Origin of the sequence: Agromyces sp. NDB4Y10 (assembly GCF_001620055.1) — a bacterium.
In the GTDB taxonomy this organism is placed as follows: domain Bacteria; phylum Actinomycetota; class Actinomycetes; order Actinomycetales; family Microbacteriaceae; genus Agromyces; species Agromyces indicus.
The window spans coordinates 1-24,333 of the sequence record NZ_LQGY01000065.1; the positions used below are offsets into that span (position 1 = coordinate 1).

The 24,333-nt window shown below is 73.3% G+C and carries 20 protein-coding genes and 1 tRNA gene; 12 read left to right on the forward strand and 9 right to left on the reverse strand.

The window, feature by feature from the left end; all coding sequences use genetic code 11:
* The 4 genes from AVP42_RS16785 to AVP42_RS14815 all read left to right on the forward strand — a co-directional run.
* Nucleotides 1-3,478, forward strand: a 3,478-nt coding sequence (locus tag AVP42_RS16785) for an SCO7613 C-terminal domain-containing membrane protein (RefSeq protein WP_067950399.1), incomplete at its 5' end; no start/stop codon positions are given.
* 70 nt (nt 3,479-3,548) lie between these two features.
* A tRNA-Gly gene (locus AVP42_RS14805) sits at nt 3,549-3,622 on the forward strand.
* Nucleotides 3,623-3,722: 100 nt separating this feature from the next.
* Nucleotides 3,723-4,229: a Dps family protein gene (locus tag AVP42_RS14810; RefSeq protein WP_067950402.1), complete on the forward strand. Its 507-nt coding sequence runs from the start codon at nt 3,723-3,725 to the stop codon at nt 4,227-4,229.
* Between the two features lie 57 nt (nt 4,230-4,286).
* Nucleotides 4,287-4,997 (forward strand): hypothetical protein, encoded by a 711-nt coding sequence (locus AVP42_RS14815; protein ID WP_082847323.1) that lies wholly within the window; start codon nt 4,287-4,289, stop codon nt 4,995-4,997.
* Nucleotides 4,998-5,001: 4 nt separating this feature from the next.
* Here AVP42_RS14815 and AVP42_RS14820 read toward each other — a convergent pair whose 3' ends face one another.
* The 7 genes from AVP42_RS14820 to AVP42_RS14850 form a co-directional block, all read right to left on the reverse strand.
* Entirely contained in the window at nt 5,002-5,667 is a 666-nt protein-coding gene (locus AVP42_RS14820; RefSeq protein ID WP_082847324.1) for a response regulator transcription factor, read from the reverse strand.
* A 9-nt stretch (nt 5,668-5,676) separates the two neighbouring features.
* Entirely contained in the window at nt 5,677-7,128 is a 1,452-nt protein-coding gene (locus tag AVP42_RS14825) for a sensor histidine kinase (protein ID WP_082847325.1), read from the reverse strand.
* Nucleotides 7,115-8,638 (reverse strand): multicopper oxidase family protein, encoded by a 1,524-nt coding sequence (locus tag AVP42_RS14830; protein WP_067950403.1) that lies wholly within the window; start codon nt 8,636-8,638, stop codon nt 7,115-7,117. The genes AVP42_RS14825 and AVP42_RS14830 overlap by 14 nt, the downstream gene beginning before the upstream one ends.
* Before the next feature lie 63 nt (nt 8,639-8,701).
* Nucleotides 8,702-10,216 (reverse strand): amidohydrolase family protein, encoded by a 1,515-nt coding sequence (locus tag AVP42_RS14835; RefSeq protein WP_369798148.1) that lies wholly within the window; start codon nt 10,214-10,216, stop codon nt 8,702-8,704.
* Entirely contained in the window at nt 10,213-10,857 is a 645-nt protein-coding gene (locus tag AVP42_RS14840) for an FMN-binding negative transcriptional regulator (protein ID WP_067950405.1), read from the reverse strand. Before AVP42_RS14840 ends, AVP42_RS14835 begins: the two co-directional genes overlap by 4 nt.
* A gap of 7 nt (nt 10,858-10,864) precedes the next feature.
* Entirely contained in the window at nt 10,865-11,869 is a 1,005-nt protein-coding gene (locus tag AVP42_RS14845) for an Fpg/Nei family DNA glycosylase (protein WP_067950407.1), read from the reverse strand.
* A gap of 5 nt (nt 11,870-11,874) precedes the next feature.
* Nucleotides 11,875-12,378 (reverse strand): ribose-5-phosphate isomerase, encoded by a 504-nt coding sequence (locus AVP42_RS14850; RefSeq protein WP_067950409.1) that lies wholly within the window; start codon nt 12,376-12,378, stop codon nt 11,875-11,877.
* Between the two features lie 123 nt (nt 12,379-12,501).
* On the opposite strand from AVP42_RS14850, the gene pepN (AVP42_RS14855) reads away from it, so the two are divergent.
* The 5 genes from pepN (AVP42_RS14855) (at nt 12,502) to AVP42_RS14875 (ending at nt 21,010) form a co-directional block, all read left to right on the forward strand.
* Nucleotides 12,502-15,054: an aminopeptidase N gene (gene pepN, locus AVP42_RS14855; protein WP_067950565.1), complete on the forward strand. Its 2,553-nt coding sequence runs from the start codon at nt 12,502-12,504 to the stop codon at nt 15,052-15,054.
* A gap of 3 nt (nt 15,055-15,057) precedes the next feature.
* Entirely contained in the window at nt 15,058-17,619 is a 2,562-nt protein-coding gene (gene pepN, locus AVP42_RS14860; protein ID WP_067950411.1) for an aminopeptidase N, read from the forward strand.
* Nucleotides 17,620-17,724: 105 nt separating this feature from the next.
* Nucleotides 17,725-18,864 (forward strand): mechanosensitive ion channel family protein, encoded by a 1,140-nt coding sequence (locus AVP42_RS14865; RefSeq protein WP_067950413.1) that lies wholly within the window; start codon nt 17,725-17,727, stop codon nt 18,862-18,864.
* Nucleotides 18,861-19,250 (forward strand): globin, encoded by a 390-nt coding sequence (locus tag AVP42_RS14870; protein WP_067950416.1) that lies wholly within the window; start codon nt 18,861-18,863, stop codon nt 19,248-19,250. The genes AVP42_RS14865 and AVP42_RS14870 overlap by 4 nt, the downstream gene beginning before the upstream one ends.
* 110 nt (nt 19,251-19,360) lie before the next feature.
* Nucleotides 19,361-21,010 (forward strand): FAD-binding dehydrogenase, encoded by a 1,650-nt coding sequence (locus AVP42_RS14875; protein WP_067950567.1) that lies wholly within the window; start codon nt 19,361-19,363, stop codon nt 21,008-21,010.
* 38 nt (nt 21,011-21,048) lie between these two features.
* Here AVP42_RS14875 and AVP42_RS14880 read toward each other — a convergent pair whose 3' ends face one another.
* Nucleotides 21,049-21,735, reverse strand: a complete 687-nt coding sequence (locus tag AVP42_RS14880) for a hypothetical protein (RefSeq protein ID WP_067950419.1) — start codon at nt 21,733-21,735, stop codon at nt 21,049-21,051.
* 95 nt (nt 21,736-21,830) lie between these two features.
* On the opposite strand from AVP42_RS14880, the gene AVP42_RS14885 reads away from it, so the two are divergent.
* The 3 genes from AVP42_RS14885 (at nt 21,831) to AVP42_RS14895 (ending at nt 23,853) form a co-directional block, all read left to right on the forward strand.
* Nucleotides 21,831-22,712, forward strand: coding sequence for an acyl-CoA thioesterase II (locus AVP42_RS14885; protein ID WP_067950421.1), 882 nt, complete (start codon nt 21,831-21,833; stop codon nt 22,710-22,712).
* 116 nt (nt 22,713-22,828) lie between these two features.
* Nucleotides 22,829-23,290, forward strand: a complete 462-nt coding sequence (locus tag AVP42_RS14890; RefSeq protein WP_067950423.1) for a ubiquinol-cytochrome c reductase iron-sulfur subunit — start codon at nt 22,829-22,831, stop codon at nt 23,288-23,290.
* Nucleotides 23,291-23,295: 5 nt separating this feature from the next.
* Nucleotides 23,296-23,853, forward strand: a complete 558-nt coding sequence (locus AVP42_RS14895) for a hypothetical protein (protein WP_067950425.1) — start codon at nt 23,296-23,298, stop codon at nt 23,851-23,853.
* Here the strand turns inward: AVP42_RS14895 and AVP42_RS14900 are convergent, their stop codons facing one another.
* The gene (locus AVP42_RS14900) at nt 23,854-24,333 is read right to left on the reverse strand and encodes a thioesterase family protein (protein ID WP_067950427.1); all 480 of its coding nucleotides are present in this window, start codon (nt 24,331-24,333) and stop codon (nt 23,854-23,856) included. It lies immediately after the preceding gene.

The window sequence follows — 24,333 nt, forward strand, 5'->3', positions numbered from 1 at the left end:
CGCCGACGCCGTCCCGGCGCCGCTCGCTCCCCCGCTGCCGCCGACCGCGCCGCCGCTCCAGCCGGTGGCGCAGCCCCCGGCCACGGCGCCGCAGGTCGCGCAGCCGCAGGGCGGGACTCCGCTGCGTGCCCGGCGCTCCGGGGTGCAGGTCCTCCTGCTCACGCTCGGCGTGGTGCTCCTGTCCATTGCGGCCGTCGTGTTCCTGCTGGTCGCCTACCTCATCGCCACGCTCGAGGTCCGGTCGGTCGTGATCGCGGTCGCGAGCGTGCTCGTCCTCGGCGTCGCCTGGCTGCTCCGCGCACGCGGCCTGCCCGGCACGGCCGAGGGCGTGGCGGCGCTGGCCGTCGTGCTGCTCGTGCTGGATGTCTGGATCGTGCGGGCGAACGACCTGTTCCTGAGCGACCGCGTCGACGCGCCCGGATACTGGGGCACCGCTCTGCTCGTCCTCGCGGCGCTGCTCGCCGCGGCGCGGCTCGTCACGGCCGTCCGCGTGACCGGGATCGCGGCAGCGGTCCTCGCGCCGACCGGCCTCGGCATCTTCATGTACGGCATCGCGCCGCGTGGCGAGTCCGCCACGGGCGTGTGGCTCGGCGGGCTGGCGGTGCTCCTCGCGGGAGCGGCCGCACGCTTCGGCCGCGCCGCGATCGAGCGCACGCTCCTCGTCTCCGCGGGGCTCGTCGGCGGTGTCACCGCGCTCGTCGCCGCCCCATGGGCCCTCGGCGGCACGGAATGGGGGGCGACGTGGGCGCTTGCCGGCGTCGCCGGCGGCTGGCTCGTCATGCTGGTGGCGCTCCGGGCCCGCTCGACGGATGCCTGGCCCCGACTGGCACCGCTCGCGGCTGCCCTCGCGGGGGTCGCGGCGGCGGCCGCCCCGGCCCTGGGTGCCGCCATCGAGCTCGACCAGCGCGACGCCCTGTGGGCGGCGCCGACCTCCGCTGCGGTGATCGCGTGCCTCGCCGCGGCCGCAGCGCGGCTCCGGGCCTCCTGGTTCCGCGACGGGTTCACCGCGTTCGTGGCGAGCGGGACGACCGCGATCGTCGCGGCGGTGCCGGCGCTGCTCGTCACGGCGCTCGCGGGGGCATCGCTCGCGACCGTGCCGTTCCGGGCGTGGACGCTCGACGCCACCGCCCCGCGCCCCGGCGACGACGGACTGATCGGCGAACTCGACCGCGTGGCGACGGGTGCCGCGCTGGCGCCCGCGGCGCTCGGCGTCGCCGCGGCGATCGCCTTCCTGCTGCTCGGTCGCCTCCGTCGGCTCGGATCCGTCCCGGCGGCGCTCCTCGGCACCGCTGCGGTGGCCGCCGCCCTGACGGCCCCGACGCCGCTCGCCATCACGGCGCTGCTCGTCGGCGTCGGCGTCGTGGCGCTCGTGCTGGCAGCGATCGGACTCCTCCGCCGCGTTCCCGGCGCGGTGTCGGTGCTCGCGGTGTTCGGCATGGGGTCTGCGGCCGCAGCATGGGCGCTGTCGCACGGGAGCGCCGGACTGTGGTGGTGGGTCGTGCCGGTGGTCCTCGGACTCGCGATCGCCGGCCGGGTGCTCGCGCGGCGGATCTGGTCGTCGGCGGCGCGGCCGCTCGCCGTCGGGCACGCCGCCGCGGGTGCGGCGATCGTCGCGCTCGCGGCCTTCAGTCTCCCCGCGTGGAGCGACGCGGCCGGGTCCGCGTTCACGTCGCCCTGGGACCGCGGTGCGTTCGTCGGCGGGCTCGTCGCAGCGCTGGCCCTCGCGGGGGTGGCTGCGGTGCGGTCACTCGGGCGCGGCGATCGTTCGGCGATCGCCATCCCGCTGCTCGCGGCCGCACTCGTCGGTTCCCTGGCGGCCGCCATACCGACGATCGCAGCCCGGTTCGCCGTACCCGACCTCGATGCGCTCCCGCTCGGCGAGGCGGTCGGCTGGGTTCCCGCGACCGCAATCGTGCTCGTCGGCCTGCTCTGGCTGCGATCGCCCGTACCGGGCCTCCGCATGGCCTTCGCGGCAGCCACGCCGATCGCGCTCGGCCTCGCGGGCGCATCGGTCGTCGCCGCCTACGGCTCCGCGGCGTCGGTGATCCACGGCGTCGCCGGCGCGGCCCTGCTCGCGGCGGGCCTCGCGCACGTCCTCCGTCCGATCGCCTCCGGCGTGCGCGACGCGTGGGCATCGGCGATCGGACCGGTCGCGATCGTCGCGTTCACCGCGGCCTTCCTCCCCCCGTCCGCACCGGAGCAGACCTGGCTCGCGCTGCTCATCCTCACCCCGCTTCCGATGCTGATCGCCGCGCTCTGGGGCGATCCCGTCGGGGGCGACTCGCCGGCGCGCCACCTGTCATGGCTGAGCCTGCCGTTGGCCGTGGGTGCGGTCTGGGCGCGGTTCGCCGCCGACGGCGTCCGGGACGTCGAGGCGTACACCCTGCCGTTGGCCGTGGCGCTCGGCGCGGCCGGCGCGCTGCTCATGTGGCGCCGGCCCGCCGGCGCGAGCACCGCGGTCGGACGCACCGTGGTGCTCGGCGCCGCCGCCGTGATCGCCGTGCTCCCGAGCGTCTCGGCCGCGAGCGGGTCGGAGCTGCGCGCGCTGCTCCTCGTCTCGATCGGCACCGTGGTGCTCTTGGCGGGACTCGCGCTGCCGGACGCCGTGCGAGGCGTTCCCCTGCGGCTGCTCGTCGTGACTGCCGGATGGGCCGCCGTGACCGGCGGTGCGGTCGTCCGCGGGACCGCCGTCGCGACCGGTGCGTCCGGGGCCCTCGTCCCCGAGGTCTGGTCTGCGGCGGCGCTCGCCGTCGGCGCGGTCGCCGCGTTCGCGTGGTCGCGGACCGAGCCGCGACCCACCACGCTCGCGGAGTGGGGTCTCGCCGCATCCGTGACCCTCGCCTCCGTGCCGACGTTCGCCGCCATCCTCGACGACGACCTGCCCGACCTGCGAGCCGGCCTGCTCCTCGCGTCGCTCGCGGCGGTGCACCTGGCGTCCGTCGCCGTGCGCACGAAACCCCTGTCCGGACCCATCCTCCGGTGGACCACGCTCGGCGTCCTCGTGCTGGGCGCGCTGCTCGTCATCGCCGCGAGCACGGTGGACCCGTTCGACCTCGTGACGGTCCCGGTCGGACTCGGGCTCATCGCCGCCGGTGCGATCGACCTGACGCGCCGACCCGGACTCGGCAGCTGGCCCGCGCTCGGACCCGGTCTCGCCGTGGTGCTCCTCCCGGCCCTGCTCGCCGACTGGACCGATCCGCAGCTCTGGCGGGTGGTCGGACTCGGCGTCGCGGCGGTCGCCGCCGTGGTCGTCGGCGCCGTGCTCCGGTTGCAGGCCCCCGTCCTCCTGGGCGGTGCGGTGCTCCTCGTGCACGCCCTCACGCAGCTCTGGCCGTGGATCAGCGCGCTGTACGAAGCGGTCTGGTGGTGGCTGTGGCTCGGGCTCGCGGGCGCCCTGCTCGTCGTGATCGCCGCGACCTACGAACGGCAGGTGCGCCTCGCTCGCGGCGCCGCGCGGACGATCGCCGCACTCCGCTAGCGCGGAGCGCCCGGCGCGGAACGACGGTCATCGTGTACTACGATGATCGGGTGCCCGCGAGCGGGCGCCCGGGGATGTAGCTCAATGGTAGAGCCTCAGTCTTCCAAACTGATGGTGCGGGTTCGATTCCCGTCATCCCCTCCACAGTCCGTCAACCCCCTGCGAATCGGCGCCGTCCGCTGTGCCATCCGTCGCCCGTCGGCGTAGCGTGGACCGCGAACGTCATCGAGTGGAAGGGGACCACATGACCGACTCCAAGACGGCGCCCAAGAAGTCCGCCCCGCCCAAGGGCGGCGCCGATCCCGAGGTGGCCTCGGGCGTCTCGCAGTTCCTCACCCCGGTCGTGCACGAACTCACCGTGCTCGCCGTGAACGGCAAGCAGGCGCACTGGAACGTCCGCGGCCGCGACTTCCTCGAGGTGCACGAGTTCCTCGACACGGTCGTCGACCACGCGCAGGAGTGGGCCGACCTCGCCGCCGAGCGGGTCGTCGCGCTCGGACTGCCGATCGACGCGCGGCTGTCCACCATCGCCAAGCAGACCGAGGCCGTGGATCCGAAGGCGGGCTTCAAGCAGTCCGACGAGACGATCGCCGACGTCGTCGCGCAGATCGACGTCGCGACGCAGAAGGTCAACGCCGCCATCGAGGGACTCGAGGATCTCGACCCGGCGAGCCAGGACGTCGCGATCGAGATCCGGCAGGGCCTCGACAAGGACCGCTGGTTCCTCGCCGCGCACACCAGCGTCGAGTAACGACCAGGCCCCGCGCCGACAGGTGCGCGGAACCGGGCCCGGGTGCAGAATGCCGGTATGGCGGATGCGCCCGGGCCCGACCCGTCTCCGCCGGCATCTGGCGCCGGACCGGACGGCGGCGGCCTCACCGATGCGCAGAAGTCGCTCCGAGCCCAGATGCTCGCCACGGAGCACTGGAGCCTCCTCGCCTCGCGCTCCACGACGCAGAGCGAGGTGCTCACGCGCATCGCGATCTTCCTCACGCTCGTGTCCGCCGGCCTGCTCGCACTCGGCCTCCTCGGGAACGCGACGCAGTTCCGCGGATGGTTCGGCGTCGCCGCCCTCGGCATCCTGCTGCTCCTGGCGCTGCTCGGGCTCATCACGGCGATGCGCGTGTACAACAGCGGGACGGACGACCTGATGTACGTCATCGCGATGAACCGCCTCCGCGGCGCCTACCTCGATCTCGACCCCGGACTCGAGCGGTACCTCGTCTCCTCGGCGAACGACGACGAGCCGGGTGTCGCACGCACGTACTACGCGTACGGACCGCGACGCAGCCAGGTGTTCGCGAGCTCGATGATGATCATCACCGTCGTCGAGGCGTCGGTGCTCGGCCTGCTCGCCGGCGGCATCGTCGTGGCGCTCGGCGCGGACATCGTCGTCGCCGTCGTCGCCGGCGGTGCCGTCGCGCTGTTCGCCGTCCTCGGTTGGCTCGTGTGGGGGTACCGCACCTATCGTCACGCCATCGACACGCACCGGCCGCTGCGGAGGACGCCCCCGGCGTGAGGCCTCAGCGCCGCAGCCAGGCGAGCACCGCGAGCACGCGACGGTGGTCGGTGCCCGAGTCCTCGAGGCCGAGCTTCTGGAAGATCGACGTCACGTTCTTCTCGACCGCCCCGACGCCGATGAACAGCTGCGACGCGATGCCCGCGTTCGTCCGACCCTCGGCCATGAGCTCGAGGACCTCGCGCTCGCGCGGGGTGAGCGAGGCGAGCGGGTCGCCGCGGCGGGCGAGCAGTTCGCGGACGACCTGCGGATCGAGCACCGTACCGCCGTCCCGGATCCGCAGCACCGCGTCCTGCAGGTCCTCGAGGGAGGCGACGCGATCCTTCAGCAGGTACCCCATGCCGCCGTCGGCGGAGGCGAGCAGCTCGTGCGCGTACGTGCTCTCGACGTACTGGCTGAGCAGCAGCACCCCGAGTCGCGGCGCCCGTCGCCGCAACTCGATCGCCGCGCGGACGCCCTCGTCGCGGAAGGTCGGCGGCATCCGCACGTCCAGCACTGCGACCTCCGGTGCCGCCCGGTCGAGGTCGGCGAGCAGCGACTGGGCGTCGCCGTAGGCGCCGACCGTCTCGAACCCGGCCTCGTCGAACAGGCGCACGAGGCCCTCGCGGAGCAGCATCGAGTCCTCCGCGAGGACGATGCGCACGGGTGCGCCGGCAGCCTGGTCGGTCACCGTCCCACCCTAGCGAGCGGTCGGCGGGACCGGCTCGGTCGCGGCCGGCTCCGGAACGTACGGGAAGTGGGCGCCGATCACGGTGGGTCCGCCCGCGGGACTGTCGATGACGAGCAGCCCGCCGAGTCCGCGCACGCGCTCGTCGAGGCCGGCGAGTCCGTGGCCCGGGACGGCCGCCGCGCCGCCGTGGCCGTTGTCGGTGACCCACAGGTCGAGCCAGAGTCCGCTCGGCCCGGTGTCCCTCGTCGAGAGGCGCAGGCGGACGGCGCTGGCCGACGCGTGCTTGACGGCGTTCGTGAGCAGTTCGGCGGCGATGAAGTACGCGTTGCGTTCGATCGCCGCGGGCAGCGCGGCATCCGTCGCCTGCACCTCGAGCGTCACCGGCACGGGGCTGCGCGCCGCGAGCGACTCGAGCGCACTCGCCAGGCCGCGGTCCTGCAGCAGCGGCGGGGCGAAGCCGCGGGAGAGCGCCCGCAGCTCGTCGAGGGTGTCGCGGGCCTGCTCCCGCGCCTCGCCGAGGAGGGCACGGGCGGCCTCGGGGTCGACGTCGAGCTTGCGTTCGATCGCCGCGAGGTCCATCTGCAGGCGCACGAGCCGCTGCTGCGGGCCGTCGTGGATGTCGCGCTCGAGCCGGCGGAGAGCGGCGTCCTCAGCCTGCACCGCGGCCCCGCGCGACGCCGACAGCTGCGCGACCTGGCGCTCGAGGGCCTCGGAACGCCAGCCGCCGAGCATGCCCCGGTCGACGGCCTCGTGCAGGCGCGTGAGCCCGCCGGTGATGAACGGCAGGGTGAGCAGGAGCACCGCGCCGAGCACGAACTGCCCCACTCCGGCGAGCACGATGGGCTCGACGCCGAGCGCCTCGGCCAGGCGCGCGAACGCGCGGAAAAGCAGGGAGTCCTGCAGGACGGAACCGGACGTCGTCTGGACGAGCAGGCGATCCCAGATCCACGCGGTGAGCCCGCCGAGCGCGACCGAGACCCACACGACGGTGACGATCCAGCTGAACAGCGACACGATCGGGAACACCACCATGCCGTGCAGGAGGTACAACCAGTAGTGGCCGTCGATGAGCGGTCGCAGGAACGACGCCCACGCCCCCTCGCCCTCCGGTCCGCGCTGCCAGCGCGGTTCGCGCACCGGGGGTCGCCCCGCCCAGCGCAGTCGCATGAGCTCGAACGCACCGAGTCCGCGCGCGGTGTAGAGCGCCGCGAGCACGACGACGACGCCCACCGCGATGACGATGAGGCTCACGCCGGTCGAGAACAGCGTGACGAGCACGGTGAACGCGACGACCGCGATCGGGAAGCCGAGCAGCAGGTAGCCGAGCTCGCGTGGCAGTGCCGCCCAGCGTGCGCCGTAGCCGCGGCGGCGCGGCGCGGCATCCGTCGACCGGCTCGCCGCCGGCACCTCGGCGGCCGTCTCGGCGGTCGGCGCCGCGGCGGTGGGCTCAGTGGTGGTCATGGTCGTTCGTCTCCTCGGTCATCGTCGCACGCTGGCCGGGTTCGACGACGGCGAACTGGCCCATCATCCCCTGGTCCTCGTGCCAGAGCAGGTGGCAGTGGTACATGTACGGCGTGTCCGGGTCGGCGAAGTCGCCGAAGCGGAGGATCAGCTCGTACTCGGTCTCCGGCCTCACGTACACGGTGTCCTTCCATCCGGCGAGCTCGGGCGGTGGTGGGGCGCCGTCGACGGATGCCACGCGGAACTGCACGTCGTGGACGTGGAAGCTGTGCGGCACGCCGCTCGGGTTCGAGACGATCCAGCGCTCGGCGGTGCCGACGGTGACGGTCTCGTCGATGCGGTCCGAGCGCATCTGCTCGCCGTTGATCTGGAAGCCGTTCAGGTCGAACGTGCGCGTCACGGCGATGTCGGTGTCGATCGGGGGGAGCTCGACGAGCCGCTCCGGGAGCTCCGGGGAGGGGTCGAGCACGTCGGCCGCCCGCAGCTCGAGGACGTCGAACTCATCGGTCGCGCCGTTCATCCCGGCGACGACGGGCTGCAGCCCCGCCGCGGCCGGGGTCATCACGGACTGCAGCGTGCGTCGTTCGCCGGGCGCCATCCGCACCACCACCTCGGCGCGTTCGCCGGGCGACAGCATCACGCGCTCGAGCGCGACGGATGCCGGGAGCAGCCCGCCATCGGTCGCGATCACGTCGATCGGGCTGCCGTCGTCCCATCCGAACGCGTAGCTGCGCGCGGTCGAGGCGTTGAGCAGCCGCAGGCGGACGAGCTCGTCCGCGACCTCGGCGTAGGCGCCGCGCACCCCGTTCACGAGCAGTTCGTCGCCGAGCCGGCCCGCGAAGCCCTGCGGCGGCGTCTCGAGCCGGCCCTCGTCGGTGAAGGCGGCGTCCTGGACGATCACGGGCAGGTCGTCGACGCCGTACTCGCGCGGGAGCGGGAGCGCGCCCTCGGCGTCGTCGCGCACGAGGAAGAGGCCCGCGAGCCCACGTGCGACGTGCTCCTCCGTCTCGCCGTGGGGGTGCGGGTGATACCAGAGCGTCGCGGCCCGCTGGTCGACGGTCCACTCGGGCGACCACGTGTCGCCGGGCGCGATCATCTGGTGCGGCCCGCCGTCCATCTCGGCGGGCAGGTGCATGCCGTGCCAGTGCACGGTGGTCGGCACCTCGAGCCGGTTCCCGACGTCGACGCGCACCCGCTCGCCCCGCCCGGCGACCAGGGTCGGCCCGAGGTACGACCCGTCGAATCCCCAGGTCTCGCTCGCGACGCCGGGCGCGAACTCGGTCGTGCCGGCCTGCGGTTCGAGCGAGAACACGCGCGTGCCGTCGGGCTCCACGGTCGACTCGGCGAGGGGCGGGACGGGCAGCGGCGTGTCGAGGTCGACCTCGCCGATGGTGGCGACCCGACCGGGTCCGCCCATCGAGCAGGCGGCGAGCGCCACGGCGGTCGTCGCGGCGATCAGGCCGAGCCCGGTGGAGACGAGCACGGCGCGGGGGCGGCGGAGTCCTGGCATACCCCAAGCCAAGCGCCGGCGCCTCGGGGGCCCCAGCCGGCGGGCACCCGAACCGATCGGGGGCTACCCCCCGTGGGTGATCCGCCCGCCGAGCATCGTGAGTGCGACGGGCATGCGGCGCAGGTCGTCGACGGATGCCGCGACCGGGTCGAGTTCCACGACGGCGAGGTCGGCGGTCATGCCCTCGCGCACGACGGTGCCGGCGCCGTCCGTCGATGCGGCGAGCGCCACGAACGCCTCGACGGCCTGTTCCGGATGCCACGGGGCGCGCCCGTCGCGGGTGCGGCCGACGGCGGCCGCGATCGCGACCCACGGGTCGAGGGGCGCCACGGGCGCGTCGGACCCGAGCGCGAGTTCGACGCCGGCGGCGGCGAGGTCGCGGAGCATGAACGCCCGGTCGGTGCGTCCGGCCCAGTAGCGGTCGGCGATGTCGCGGTCGTCCATGGCGTGCTCGGGCTGCACGCTCGCGACGATGCCGAGCCCGGCGAACCGGGCGAGGTCGTCGCGGCGCAGCAGCTGGGCGTGCTCGATGGCGGCGCGGCCGCGCCATCCGTTCGGCTGGACGGCCTCGAGCGCGTCGAGGGCGCGTTCGTTGGCTCGGTCGCCGATGGCGTGGACGGCCGGGTCGAGGCCGATCTCGCGGGCGCGGTGGAGGTGCGGGACGAGTTCGTCGTAGGGCACGTTGGCGACGCCGTAGGGATGCTCGTCGGGGCCGAGTCCCGGGTACGGGTCGAGGCACCACGCGGTGCGGGTGTTCAGCGAGCCGTCGGTGATGACCTTGTAGCCGCCGACGCGGACGAGCCCTCCGGTGCCGTCGACGACGTCGCCGGTGCGCAGGCCGGCTTCCGCAGCCCGCTCGAGGTGCTGCGTGTAGACGCCGAAGCGGACGCGGAGCGCGTCGAACCCGTTGCCGGCGCGTCGGGCCCAGTCGTCGCGGTTCCAGCGCATCTCGTAGTCGACGATGCCGACGACACCGCGGGCGGCGGCGGCGCGGGCGGCGTCAGCGACCCAGTCGTCGAGCACCTGGTCGGCGACGTCGTCGAGCTCGCGGACGAGGCGGAAGCAATCGTCCTCGCGGAGCACTCCGCTGTCGCCGGCGCGGTCGAGGAGGCCGTGCCGGCGGGCCGCGGCGGTGTTGACCCAGCACGAGTGCAGATCGCCCGAGACGAGCACGACGGGCACGTCGCCGGCGACGAGGTCGAGCAGTCCGACCGACTGCCGGTCGGGCCAGAGCCCGTCGCGGTAGCCCATGCCGACGACCTCGGCGGCGCCTCGGGCGACGGATGCCGCGACGAGCTCGGCCGCCTCGGCAGCGGACCCGACGGCGCCGAGGTCGATGCGCCGGGCGGCCATGGCCCACTGCGCCATGTGGACGTGGCGGTCCCACAGTCCGGGGACGAGCACGCGGCCGTCGAGGTCCCGGCGCTCGACGCCGGCGACGTCGGGCAGTCCGCCCGCCGGCGCGATGGTCTGCACGAGGCCGTCGGCGACGTGCACGTCGAGCACCGCGTCCGATCCCGGCATGCGGACGCCGGCGAGGACGAGGGCGGCCGGCGCGGCCGCATCCGCCGCGCTCACGCGCGAGCCGCCCGGAGCGCCTCGTGGGTGCGCCGCATCTCGGCGGCGAGCGCGGGGCTCGCGTACGGCCCGTCGCCCTCGAGTTCGGCGATGATGCGGTCGACGGTCTCGGCGGGTCGGTTCTGGCTCATCTTGTTCTTCGCGACGAAGCGGGTGATCGGAATCCGGAGGCCGACGGTGCCCGCGGCGATCCGTTCGGCGTAGGCGGCGTTCTCGGGCGTGGAGCGCATGCCGCGCGGCTCGGGCATCCGCTGCTCGAAGTGGTCGACGAGCGCGTCGAGCACGCGGAGGTTCTCGTCGGGTTCGAGCAGCTCGGGGGTCCCGTGCAGGTGCGCGGTGATGAAGTTCCACGTCGGCACGGCCGGGTTCGCGTCGTACCAGCCGGGCGAGATGTACCCGTGGGGTCCCTGCACGATGACGAGCACCTCGTGGCGGCCGAGCTCGTGCACCTGCTCGTCGGGGCGTCCGACGTGGGTGAGGAGCGCGATGCCATCGGCGCGTTCGTCGAGGAGGACGGGGTAGTGCGAGGCGACGAGGCCCGCGGCATCCGTCATCGACACGATCGTCGCCCACGGGTGCTCACGGATGAGGCGCTTCACGCCCTCCTCGCTCGCGAGGGTGAAGCTCGGGTTCTGTCTCATGCGGCTCCTATGCCTGGCAGTTCGGGCACCAGTAGAGCTTGCGGGCGCCCATCTCCTCGAGGGCGATGTTCGTGCCGCACACCCGGCACGGGAGCCCTTCGCGCTTGTAGACCCAGTGGCGGTCGTCGCGGTTGGCCATGGCGGCGCGCCACGCCTCGCCCTCGAGGCCGTCCATCGTCATCATCTGCCCGGTCTCGACGCCGATGCGGAGCAGCCGCGACCAGTCGCGCCAGAGTTCGCGCACGGTCTCGTCGGGGACGAGGCGGCCCGGGGTGTGCGGGTTCAGCCGGGCGCGGAAGAGCAGTTCGGCGCGGTAGACGTTCCCGATGCCCGAGACCGCGTTCTGGTCCATGAGGAGCAGCCCGATCGGGGTGGGCTTGCGGCGGACGACGCTCGTGAACCGTTCCTCGGCGTCGGGGCCGTCGTCGAGCAGCGGGTCGGGGCCGAGCCGTGCGACGACCTGCTCGACCTGCGCCGGATCGAGCACCTCGCACGCGGTCGGGCCGCGGAGGTCGGCGACGACGGTCTCGGTCAGCAGGCGCACGCGCACCTGGCCGACGGGCTCGGGCGGGAAGGTCTCGAACCCGTTCTGCTCCTGCTCGGACTCCGACATGCGCAGTCGCGTGCGCCTCGGCGCGCCGATCGAGGTCAGCGAGTTCTCGCCGGCCGAGTCGAGGACCACCGCGTCGGGGTTCGGCGAGTCGAGGAACGTGCCCTTCTGGTTCGTCTGACCCATCCGCCCGTTCGACGACGCGATGGTCGCATCCATCAGGATGTCGCCCGCGAAGTCCCACGCCCCGTACATGCCGAGGTGCACCCGCAGCCAGCGGTCGCCCTCGAAGCCGAGGAACATCTGCTTGCCCACGGCGCGGGCATCCGTCATCCGCCGGCCATCGAGGTCGGCTGCGCCCTCCGCGAAGCGCCCCTGCGGACTCGACGCGCGCACGACGTGCCCGACGAAGTTCCGCTCGAACTGGCGCGTGATGCGGTGGACGGAATGGCCCTCGGGCACGCGCGCTACTCCCCCGCGACGGGCGCGGCCACGCCCTTGCCGGCGATGTCGCCCGTGGTCTCGTACTCGGCCAGCTGCGCGATGCGGCGCACGTGGCGCTCATCGCCCGAGAACGGCTCGGCGATGAACGCGTCGATGTAGCGGATCGCCTCCTCCACCGTGTGCTGCCGGGCGCCGATCGAGATGACGTTGGCGTCGTTGTGCTGCCGCGCGAGGATCGCCGTGTCCATGCTCCACACGAGCGCTGCACGGATGCCGCGCACCTTGTTCGCGGCGATCTGCTCGCCGTTGCCCGAGCCGCCGAACACGATGCCGAGCGTCTTCACGCCGGCCGCCTGGTCGTGCGCCACGGCGAGCGCGGCGTTGATGCAGAAGGCCGGGTAGTCGTCGAGCGGGTCGTAGTCGGCGGGGCCGTGGTCGACGACCTCGTGGCCGCCGTTGGTGAGGTGCGCCTGCAGCGTCCGGCTGAACTCGAGGCCGGCGTGGTCGGTCGCGATGTGGATGCGCATGGGGCAAGTCTAGGGAGCGGCGCACCCCTCCCGGGCGAGGTGAGGCGGGGCTAGGCTGTTCGGGTTGCCCGGGCCCACGAACGCCCGCGGCGACGCATCCGTTCGACGCAGATGGAGAGCCGAGTGCCTGGAGAGAACCTCACCCGCATCGAAGCCGAGGAGCGCGCCGCGCTCGTCACGGTGCACGACTACGACGTCCGGCTGGACGTCACGACGGGCCCGGAGGTGTTCCGGACCGAGACGACGGTGCGCTTCAGCGCGCGCGAGGGCGCGTCGACGTTCATCGACGCCATCACGGCCGCCGTGCACTCGGTGACGCTGAACGGGGAGTCGCTCGACCCCGCCGAGGTGAGCGACGGCGTGCGGATCCAGCTGCCGAACCTGAAGGACGAGAACTCGCTCACCGTCGTCGCCGACGGCCGGTACATGCACACGGGCGAGGGCCTGCACCGCTTCGTCGACCCGGTCGACGACGAGGTGTACCTCTACACCCAGTTCGAGGTGCCGGACTCGCGCCGCATGTTCGCGGTGTTCGAGCAGCCCGACCTGAAGGCGGCGTTCCGGTTCACGGTGACGGCTCCCGCGCACTGGCAGGTCGTGTCGAACTCCCCGACGCCCGAGCCGGTGGTCGCCCACGAGGGCGCGACGACGTGGGCGTTCGAACCCACCCCGCGGATCTCGAGCTACATCACGGCACTCATCGCCGGGCCGTACGACGTCGTGCGCGACGAGCTCACGAGCGCCGACGGCCGGGTGATCCCGCTCGGCGTGTTCGCCCGCAAGAGCCTGTCGGAGTACCTCGACGCGGACTACATCTTCGAGAAGACCAAGCAGGGCTTCGAGTACTTCGAGCGCAAGTTCGGCGTTCCCTACCCGTTCGCGAAGTACGACCAGCTGTTCGTCCCCGAGTACAACGCGGGCGCGATGGAGAACGCGGGGGCGGTGACGTTCACCGAGGTGTACGTGTTCCGCTCGAAGGTGACCGACGCCGTCAAGGAGCGGCGCGTCGTGACGATCCTGCACGAGCTCGCCCACATGTGGTTCGGCGACCTCGTGACCATGAAGTGGTGGAACGACCTCTGGCTGAACGAGTCGTTCGCCGAATGGGCTTCGACGATCGCGACCGCGGAGGCCACCGAGTGGCACGGCGCGTGGACCACGTTCAACGCCATGGAGAAGAGCTGGGCCTACCGCCAGGACCAGCTGCCCTCGACCCACCCGATCGTCGCGGAGATCCGCGACCTCGAGGACGTGCTGGTGAACTTCGACGGCATCACCTACGCCAAGGGCGGCTCGGTGCTGAAGCAGCTCGTCGCGTGGGTCGGCGTCGACGAGTTCTTCGCGGGCGTCTCGGCGTACTTCCGCAAGCACGCGTGGGGCAACACGACCCTCGCCGACCTGCTCGCCGAGCTCGAGGTCTCGAGCGGCCGCGACCTGTCGGGCTGGTCGAAGCTCTGGCTCGAGACGGCCGGCGTCAACACGCTCCGCCCCGAGATCGAGGTCGACGACGAGGGCCGCATCACCTCCTTCGCGGTGCTCCAGTCGGCCGTCGCCGAGTACCCGACGATCCGCCCGCACCGCCTCGCCATCGGCTTCTACAACCTGTCCGAGGGCAAGCTGGTGCGCGACCACCGCGTCGAGCTCGACGTCGACGGGGAGCGCACCGAGGTCGGCGAGCTCGTGGGTCTCCCGCGCCCGCACCTCGTGCTGCTGAACGACGACGACCTCGCGTACGCGAAGATCCGCCTCGACCAGGCGTCGCACGGCGTGGCGCTCGGCAACCTCTCCGAGATCGACGACCCGCTGGCGCGCGCGCTCGTGTGGGGCTCGGTGTGGGACGCCACGCGCGACGGCGAGACCCGCGCGAGCGACTACCTCGCCCTGGTGCTCGGCAACATCGCGAGCGAGACCGAGTCGACGACCCTGCGCATCGTGCTCGCCAACTCGATCCTCGCCGCGAGCGCCTACATCGAGCCCGCCCGCCGGGCCGACGCGCTCCGCCAGCTCGCCGACGGGTTCTGGGAGCTCGCGAGCCAGGCCGAGCCCGGGAGCGACGCCCAGTTCCAGTTCGTGAAGGCGTTCGCGTCGATCGCCGAGCACGGCACGCATCAGGAGGACCTCCTCGCGCTCTACAACGGCGTGCTCTCGCTCGACGGCCTCGCGGTCGACACCGACCTCGGCTGGGAGCTGCTCGTCGCGCTCGCCGCGGCCGGTCGCGCCGACGACGGCGACATCGACGCGCGCCTCGCGACCGACGACACGGCGACCGGCCGCGAGGCGGCCGCGAAGGCCCGCGCCGCGATGCCCACGCCCGAGGCGAAGGAGCGCGCCTGGTCGTCGCTCGTCGACGTGGACACCGCGTCGAACTCGGTCGTCCGCGACACCGCCGCCGGGTTCCTCCGCGCGGTCGACCCGGCGCTGCTCGAGGCGTTCGTGGAGCGGTACTTCGGCATGATCGGGCGCATCTGGGAGGAGCGCAGCTACGCGATCGCCGAGAAGCTCGTCGACGGGCTCTACCCGTCGCCGCTCGCGAACGCCGCGCTGGTCGACGCGAGCCGCGGATGGCTCGACGCCAACCCGGACGCGCCGCCCGCGCTGCGCCGCCTGGTCGTCGAGAGCCTCGCCGGCGTCGAGCGCGCGATCGCCGCGCAGGCGCGCGACGCGCAGGATGCGTAGTCGATGGGCCGCCCCGACCTGACCCGGGCGGAGGCCGAGGAGCGCGCGGCGCTCCTCGGCTCCCCCGCCTACGACGTGACGCTCGACCTCACCGGCGACGACGGCCGCTTCCGCTCCGAGACGATCGCGCGGTTCGCTGCGACGCCCGGCGCGTCGACGTTCATCGAGTCGACCACGGCCGAGCTGCACGAGGTGGTCCTGAACGGGGTGGCCCTCGACCCGGCGACCGTCTCCGACGGGTATCGCATCCGTCTCGAGGGGCTCGCCGCCGAGAACGAGCTCCGCGTCGTGTCGACGCGCGACTACACGAACACGGGCGAGGGGCTGCACCGGTTCGTCGACCCCGTCGACGGCGAGGCGTACCTCTACACGGAGTTCGCGGTCGCCGAGGCGAACCGGGTGTACGCGGTGTTCGACCAGCCCGACCTGAAGGCCGCGGTCCGCTTCACCATCACCGCGCCCGCGCACTGGACGGTGCTGAGCAACGCGCCCTCGCCCGAACCCGCCCCCGGCGCGGCATCCGGCACCGCCACGTGGTCGTTCGAGACCGGACCGGTCATCTCGAGCTACATCGTCGCGATCATCGCCGGACCGTACGCGTCGTGGCGGGCGTCGGCGACGAGCACCGACGGCCGCGAGGTGCCGCTCGGGCTGTTCACGCGCCGGTCGCTCGCGCAGTACGCCGAGCCCGAGGTCATGTTCGAGCTCGTGCGCGACGGTCTCGCGTTCTACGAGACCGCATTCGGCGTGCCGTACCCGTACGGCAAGTACGACCAGATCTTCGTGCCCGAGTACAACTGGGGCGCGATGGAGAACGTCGGGGCGGTGACCTTCAACGAGGGCTACCTCTTCCGCTCGCGCGTCTCCGACGCCCGACGGGAGCAGCGCGCCATCGTCGTGCTCCACGAGCTCAGCCACATGTGGTTCGGCAACTCGGTGACCATGCGGTGGTGGAACGACCTGTGGCTGAACGAGTCGTTCGCGACCTGGGCGTCCACGCTCGCGACGTCCCGCATCACCGAGTTCGCCGACGTGTGGGCGACGTTCGCGACCGACGAGAAGACGCACGCCGCCGAGCAGGACCAGCTGCCGTCGACGCACCCGATCGTCGCTGTCATCGACGACATCGGCGACGTCGAGGTGAACTTCGACGCGATCACTTATGACAAGGGCGCGTCGGTGCTGAAGCAGCTCGTCGCCTGGGTGGGGCTCGACGCGTTCCAGCGCGGCGTCGGCGCCTACCTCGCGAAGCACGCCGGCGGCAACGCGACCCTCGCCGACCTGCTCGCCGAGCTCGAGGCGGCCAGCGGCCGCGACCTCGCCGACTGGTCGTCGCGGTGGCTCGAGACCGCCGGCGTGAACACGCTGCGCCTCGAGGTCGAGACGGATGCCGCGGGCACGATCACCGCCGCGCGCGTGCTGCAGACGGCGGCCGCATCCCACCCGACGCTTCGGCCGCACCGCATCGCGATCGGCGCCTATGACCGCGTCGGCGACCGCCTCGCTCGGGTGCACCGCGTCGAGCTCGACATCGACGGCGCCGCCACCGAGGTGAGCGAGCTCGTCGGGCTCGCCCGGCCCGCCCTCCTGCTCGTGAACGACGACGACCTCACCTATGCGAAGGTCCGGCTCGACGCCCCGTCGTTCGCCACCGCCCGCGACCGCCTCGCCGAGCTCGACGACCCGGTCGCGCGGGCCGTGATCCTCGGGTCGGCGTGGGACGCCGTGCGCGACGCCGAGCAGCCCGCGTCCGACTTCGTGCGCCTGGTCGTCGCGAACGCGGGCCACGAGACGCAGTCCGCCGCGCGCGGGCTCGCGCTCGCCCGGCTCGAGTTCGCCGTGTCGCGCTACCTCGCGGACGAGCACCGCGACGCCCTCGCCGAGGAGGCCGCCGACGCGATCTGGGCGCTCGCCGAACTCGCACCCGCCGGCTCGGACGCGCAGCTGCAGTTCGCCAAGGCGTTCACGCGCCTCGCGTGCGTGCCGGCCCACGCCGACGTGCTCGGCGAGCTCGCGAGCGGACGCACCCGACTCGAGGGGCTCGACATCGACCTCGACCTGCGCTGGGAGATCACCATCGCCCGCGCCGCGCTCGGTGCGGCATCCGACGACGAGATCGACGAGGCGCTCGCCGCCGACGACACGGCGAAGGGCCGCCAGCTCGCCGAGACCGCGCGCGCCGCACGACCCGACCAGGCCGCGAAGGATGCCGCGTGGCGCCGGGTCGCGACCGACGCGTCGCTCTCGAACGACGTGGCCCGCGCCATCGCCGACGGCTGGCAGCGCACCATCGACCCGGCGCTGCTCGCCGGCACGGTCGACGACTACCTGGGGATGCTCGAGGGCGTCTGGGCCGAGCGCAGCTTCACCATGGCCTCGCTCATCGTCCGCCGGCTCTTCCCCGCCCCGGTCGTCGACGCCGAGCTCGCGCGCCGCACGCGCGCGTGGCTCGACGCGCACCCGGAGCCGGCGCCGCTGCACCGGCTCGTCGCCGAGCAGCTGTCGGAACTCGAGCGGGCGCTCGCCGCGCGGGAGCGCGACGCGGCATCCGTCACCCGGGACTGAACCGGGCCGGCAGGGCGCGGTGGGCGCGATCGGACGACGCCGCCCACCGCGCACCCGACCGACGTGCAGCTTCCGCCGACCCGGCGTCCAATAGACTTCCGGACCATGCTCCGCTTCGAAGAGCCCGCACCCGAGGTCGACATGCCGGCCCAGATCGACGCGTTCTGGGCCAGCGGGTGGGGGGTCATCCTCACCAACGTCATCACGGTCGTGGCGATCGTCGTCATCGCGCTCGTGATCCGCTGGCTCCTGCACTTCGCGATCCGCCGCACGGTCAACCGGATCGTCTCGGGCGTGAAGCGCAAGCAGGACGTCGAGGACACGCAGGCGCTCAACGCGTCGCCGCTGGCCGCCGTGCGGCTCGTGCAGCGCACGCGGACGCTCGGGTCGGTCCTCACCAACTTCGTCAACATCACGCTGTTCATCGTCGTGGTGCTCGCCGTCGTGCAGGTGCTCGTGCCCGACATCCTCGGCTCGTTCACGCTCCTGTCCGCGGCGATCGGCGCCGGCCTCGGCTTCGGCGCGCAGAACATCGTCAAGGACGCGCTCAACGGCTTCTTCATGGTGATCGAGGATCAGCTGGGCGTCGGCGACATCGTCGACCTCGGGCACGCGACCGGCATCGTCGAGGACGTCCGGATCCGGGTCACCTCCGTGCGCGACGTCAACGGCACGCTCTGGTTCGTGCGCAACGGCGAGATCAACCGCGTGGGCAACATGTCGCAGGGCTGGGCCCGCGTCATCGTCGACCTCGCGGTGCCGTACGAGGCCGACGTCGAGGAGGTGGAGGCGGCCCTGCTGAAGGCCGCCACGGGCATGGCGCAGTCGGGCAAGTGGCGCTCGCGCATCCTCGAGAAGCCGGAGGTGTGGGGTCTGGAGTCGATCTCGGCCGACGCCATGGTCATCCGCGTCGTCATGAAGGCGCGGACCTCGTCGAAGGACGACGTCGCCCGCGAACTGCGCATGCGGCTGAAGCGCGCGCTCGACGACCTCGGCCTCAAGCTACCGAGCCTGTCGAGCGTGATCCTCACGGGCTTCGACGGCGTCACCCGCGTCAAGGGCGCGAAGCCGCCGAAGACCGCACCGAGCCCGGTGGTGCCGGCCACAGACCGGCGCGGCCTGCGCACCAAGCGCGCCGTCGACTCGATCACCGGCGCGGGCAGCGTGCCGCCGACGGATGCCGCCCCCGGGGCGAGCCCCGAACCGCCCGCCGGCCCGCAGACCCCTCCGAAGGACGCCCCATGACCCTGCCCTCCCCCAGCTTCTACGAGCAGGTCGGCGGACGCCCGACCTTCGAGCGGCTCGTGCACGAGTTCTACCGGGGCGTCGCGGACGATCCCGTGCTGAAGCCGATGTACCCCGAGGAGGACCTCGGTCCCGCCGAGGAGCGGCTCCTGATGTTCCTGGAGCAGTACTGGGGCGGTCCGACGACGTACAGCGAGCAGCGCGGCCACCCGCGGCTGCGCATGCGCCACCTGCCGTTCAAGGTCAACCCCGACGCCCGCGACCGCTGGCTCGCGCACATGCGCGCCGCGGTCGACACGCTCGACCTGCCGCCGGTCGCCGAGGCGACCCTGTGGGACTATCTGCAGCGGGCGGCGTTCGCGATGGTGAACACCTTCGAGGAGTGACGCCGGCGCGCCCGTCGGCGCTCCGCGACCCCGTCCGCCCCGTCCGCCCCACCCGCCGCACCCGATCCGCCAGCCGAGACGAAGGAGTCCGCGTGGCCGAGCAGCACCGCATTCGCACCGAGTACGACGCCGTCATCGTGGGAGCGGGCCTCGCCGGCCTGGTCGCCGCCGCCGAGCTCGTCGACGCCGGCCGGCACGTCGTCATCATCGACCAGGAACCGGAGTCGAACCTCGGCGCGCAGGCCTGGTGGTCGTTCGGCGGGCTGTTCCTCATCGACTCCCCCGAGCAGCGACGGCTCGGCGTGCGCGACTCGCTCGAGCTCGCCCGCGAGGACTGGCTCGGATCCGCCGCGTTCGATCGCCCCGAGGACGAATGGGGGCGGCGGTGGGCCGAGGCGTACCTCGACTTCGCCGCGGGCGAGAAGCGCGCGTGGCTGCGCGAGCGCGGGCTCCGGTTCTTCCCCGTGGTGGGGTGGGCCGAGCGCGGCGCGGGCGTCGCGGTCGGGCACGGCAACTCCGTGCCGCGCTTCCACATCACCTGGGGCACGGGACCCGGGGTCGTCGCGCCGTTCGCGGCGAAGGTGCGGGCCGGTGAGGCCGCCGGTCTCGTGACCTTCCGCTTCCGCCATCGGGTCGACGAGCTCCTCGTCGACGGCGGCGCGGTGGTCGGCGTGCGCGGCGCGACACTCGCGCCGGACGACGGCCCGCGCGGCACCTCCACCAACCGCGACGTCGTGGGCGACTTCGAGTTCCGGGCGCCCGCCGTCGTGGTCGCCTCCGGCGGAATCGGCGGGAACCACGACCTGGTGCGCGCCGCCTGGCCGGAGCGGCTCGGTCGCCCGCCCTCGAACCTGCTGTCGGGCGTGCCGGCGCACGTGGACGGACGCATGCTCGCGATCACCGCGGCATCCGGCGCTCGGCTCGTCAACGGGGATCGGATGTGGCACTACACCGAGGGCATCGAGAACCACGATCCCGTCTGGCCACGCCACGGCATCCGGATCCTCCCCGGCCCCTCGTCGCTCTGGCTCGACGCCACCGGGCGCCGGCTGCCCCCGCCGTTGTTCCCCGGATTCGACACGCTCGGGACGCTCGGCCACCTCGCGCGCGAGGGCCACGGCCACTCGTGGTTCGTCCTCACGCAGCGGATCATCGAGAAGGAGTTCGCACTGTCCGGCAGCGAGCAGAACCCCGACCTCACCGGCAAGGACCTGCGCCTCCTCGCCGAGCGGCTCGGGCCCGGCGCTCCCGGCCCGGTCGAGCGGTTCAAGGAGCGCGGCGCCGACTTCGTCGTGGCCGACTCGCTCGCCGAACTGCTCGACGGCATGCGCCGACTCGACCCGGACGGGCTGCTCGACCCCGCCCGCGTCGAGCAGGAGGTCGTCGCGCGCGACCGCGAGGTCGATCACGAGTTCTCGAAGGACCTCCAGCTCACCGCCGTGCGCGGTGCGCGCCGGTACCGGGGCGACCGGCTGGTCCGCGTGGCCGCGCCGCACCGGATCCTCGACCCGGCCGCGGGACCGCTCATCGCCGTGAAGCTGCACATCCTCACCCGCAAGAGCCTCGGCGGCATCCAGACGGACCTGTCCTCGCGTGCGCTCGACGCCGACGGCGTCCCCGTGCCCGGCCTCTACGCCGCAGGCGAGGCCGCCGGCTTCGGCGGGGGCGGCATGCACGGCTACCGGGCGCTCGAGGGCACGTTCCTCGGCGGCTGCCTGTTCACCGGACGCGCCGCTGGACGTGCGATCGCCGCGGGCTGACCGTCACGGCCACCCGGCCACGAGCGCGGGCACCCGGACTAGGCCTTGAGCGTCCAGGCCTTCCGCCGGACGAGGACGTGACCGCGTCGCGAGCTGAGCCGGGTCCAGGGTCCGGTCTCGAACACCGAGATCGGGTCGTCGCCCAGGAACCCGAGGCTGAACGCCGCGAACGCCGCGCCGGCCGGCACGTACTCGAGCCCGTCGATGCCGCGACCCCACACCTCGGAGCGGACACGCTGCACGAGCTGCTCGCCGGTGCCCTCGGGGATCGCCTTGGCGATCTCGTCGATGCCCGCACGGGCGGCGCGCTCGAGCGTCGCGGCATCCGTCTCGCCCAGGGGACGCCAGCCGCCCCGCGGCGGCGAGATGCCCGCCCACGTGACCGTGTTCACCTCGGGCGGCCGCGTCATGGTCACCGGTCGCGGATCGCCGCCGTCGTCGTCGCCGAGCTCGCCGCGCGCGCGCACGATGCGGTCGACGACCGACCGCATCGGCACCACGATGTCGAAGTCGTCGGTCTCGAAGAGCTGGAAGGTGCGCAGGCCCAGGACCGTCGGGCTCTCGTCGAGGATGCCGCGCGGATAGAGGATCGCCGTGTAGACGGCGAGGATGTCGTTCCCCGCGACCAGGCGCACCGCACCGTCCTCGACCCGCGACGCTCGCTGCAGGTAGGTGTGGAGGTCGCCGAGCGACAGGCTGTCGGCGAGCGTGAGTTGCTGGACCATGGCCTGTCTAGACTACCGAGAGAGCGCCGCGGCCCCCGCCGCCGGGCGCCCGCCGGCGGGCGGTTCGGCGGCCGACCGACCCACACGGAGGAACGATGAACGGTCCCATCGACGGCCTGCTGAGCACCCTGCGCCTCACCGACACGGGCGCGCGCACCCACGAGGACATCTTCACGGGCCCCTCGCAGTGGATGCCGCTCGGCCGGGTCTTCGGCGGCCAGGTGCTCGCGCAGTCGATCACGGCGGCGACCCACACCGTGCCCGACGACCGGTCGATCCACTCCATGCACGGGTACTTCCTGCGCCCGGGCGACGTGCAGCACCCGATCACGTTCGCGGTCGATCGCATCCACGACGGCCGCTCGTTCTCGACGCGCCGCACGCAGGCCTTCCAGCACGGCGAGCCGATCCTCTCCCTCATCGCCTCCTTCCAGACGCACGACGACGGCCTCGAGCACCAGATGGAGATGCCCGACGACCTCCCCGACCCCGACGGGCTCCCCTCGACGGCCGACGTGCTCGGCCACCTCGAGCACGACGTGGCGCGCTACTGGTCGAGCGAGCGCGCCTTCGACGTCCGGCACATCCCCTCGCCCGTGTACCTGAAGGTCGACGGCGAGCGGATGCCGCGGCAGGCCGTCTGGATGAAGGCCTTCGGCCGGCTGCCCGACGATCCCCGCCAGCATCGCGCGGCTCTCGCCTACGCGAGCGACTACTCGATCCTCGAGCCCGTGCTGCGCGCCCACGGCATCGCCTGGGCGACGCCCGGACTCAAGGTGGCAAGCCTCGACCACGCGATGTGGTGGCATCGCGACGCGCGGGTCGACGACTGGCTGCTGTACACGATGGAGTCGCCGTCCGCGAGCGGCGGGCGGGGGCTCTCCCTGGGCCGGATCTACACGCGCGACGGCGTGCTGGTCGCGAGCGTCGCCCAGGAGGGCATGGTCCGCGTCCCGGACCCCGCCGCGTTCGACTGACCCCCGACCCCAAGCCGGTTTGCTGGGCGAACGCCGGGTGATCCGGCCACGCGGCGGCCGGGTGTCGCAGAATGGCACCACCGCCGCGATCGCGGCCGACCGAGGGAGGCACCGGAATGGACGACGCTCGTGAACTCTCCCGCCGCACCGCCATCGCGCTCGGCGGCACCGGCGCCATCGGCGGGGCGTTGATCCTCGCCGGGTGCGCGGCCGCCGACGACGGGGCGAGCGGCGGCTCCGGCGGCGGTGCGACGACCGCGCCCTCGACCGGGGCAGCGGATGCCGCGGGCGAGGAGGTCGCCGCCCTCGCCGACATCCCGGTCGGCGGCAGCATCGATGCGACGATCGGCGGCGAGCCGGTCCTGCTCGCCCAACCGACCGCCGGCGAGGTCGTGGCCTACAGCGCGATCTGCACCCACCAGGGCTGCGTGGTCGCTGCGGCGGGCTCGAAGTTCGAATGCCCGTGCCACGGGTCCATCTTCGACGCGGCGACGGGCGACGTGGAGGTCGGCCCGGCGCTCCAGCCCCTCGAATCCGTCGCCGTGACGGTCGAGGGCGATCGCGTCATCGCAGGCTGAGCGCCATGATCGACTACCAGGTCGCCGGCCTGCCGCTGCACGTGCTCGTGGTGCATGCGGTCGTGGTGGGCGTGCCGCTGCTCGCGGCGACGCTCGTGGTGCTCGCCGCCTGGCCGGCCGGCCGGCGCGTGCTGTGGCTGCCGACGCTGATCGGCGGGCTGGTCCTCCTGGGCGTCACGTTCCTCGCGGTCGAGGCGGGGAAGTGGCTCGAGGAGCGCGTGCCGCCCGCGCCGCTGATCGAGGCGCACACGGCGCAGGGTGAGGACATGATCCCGTGGACGATCGCGCTCGTCGTGGTCGCCGCGCTCATCGCCGCGCTCGCGATCGTGGAGCGCCGGCAGCGCCGCGCCGGGACCGACCCCGGCCCGGATGTCGCGGCGACGCGGAGCCCGGCCACGGCGGAGCGGCGTCGCTCTCCCGCGCGCGTGGCGATCGCGGTGCTCCTCGTGGTCGCCGCGGTGGGCGTCGGGGCCGGGGCGACGTGGACCGTCATCCGCATCGGCGAGTCCGGCAGCCGCGCGGTCTGGGAGGGTTCGTTCAGCGAGGAGCCGCTCGGGCGCTGATCAGCGTCGGCGGAACTCGATCGGCTCGCCGAGGTACGGTTCCCACGCCTCGCGCTCGGCGTCCGTCATCCGGCGCGGACGCTCGGTGGACGCGTCGACGAGGACGATGGTCGTGACCGCGCGCGTGTACAGCGTGCGCGGCTCGACGCCGGCCGGCGAGTGCACCTCGTAGCAGACGTCGAGGCTCGCGCCGCCCATGTGGCCGATCCACAGCTCGATGTCGAGCGGCAGCCGCTGGTACGGGATCGGCGCGAGGTACTCGACCTCCTGCCGCGCGATGAGCGTGATCGTCGCCGACCCCGGGGTCGCGTCGAGCACGGCGGTGGAGGCGCCCACGGCATGCTCCGCCGTCCCGTCCTCGTTCACCCAGAACGCCTGGATGCGAGCCTCCTCGAGGAGGCTCAGCATCCTGGCGTTGTTGACGTGCCCGTACGCGTCGAGGTCGCTCCACCGCAGCGGAGTCGGCACGTGCAGGCGCAC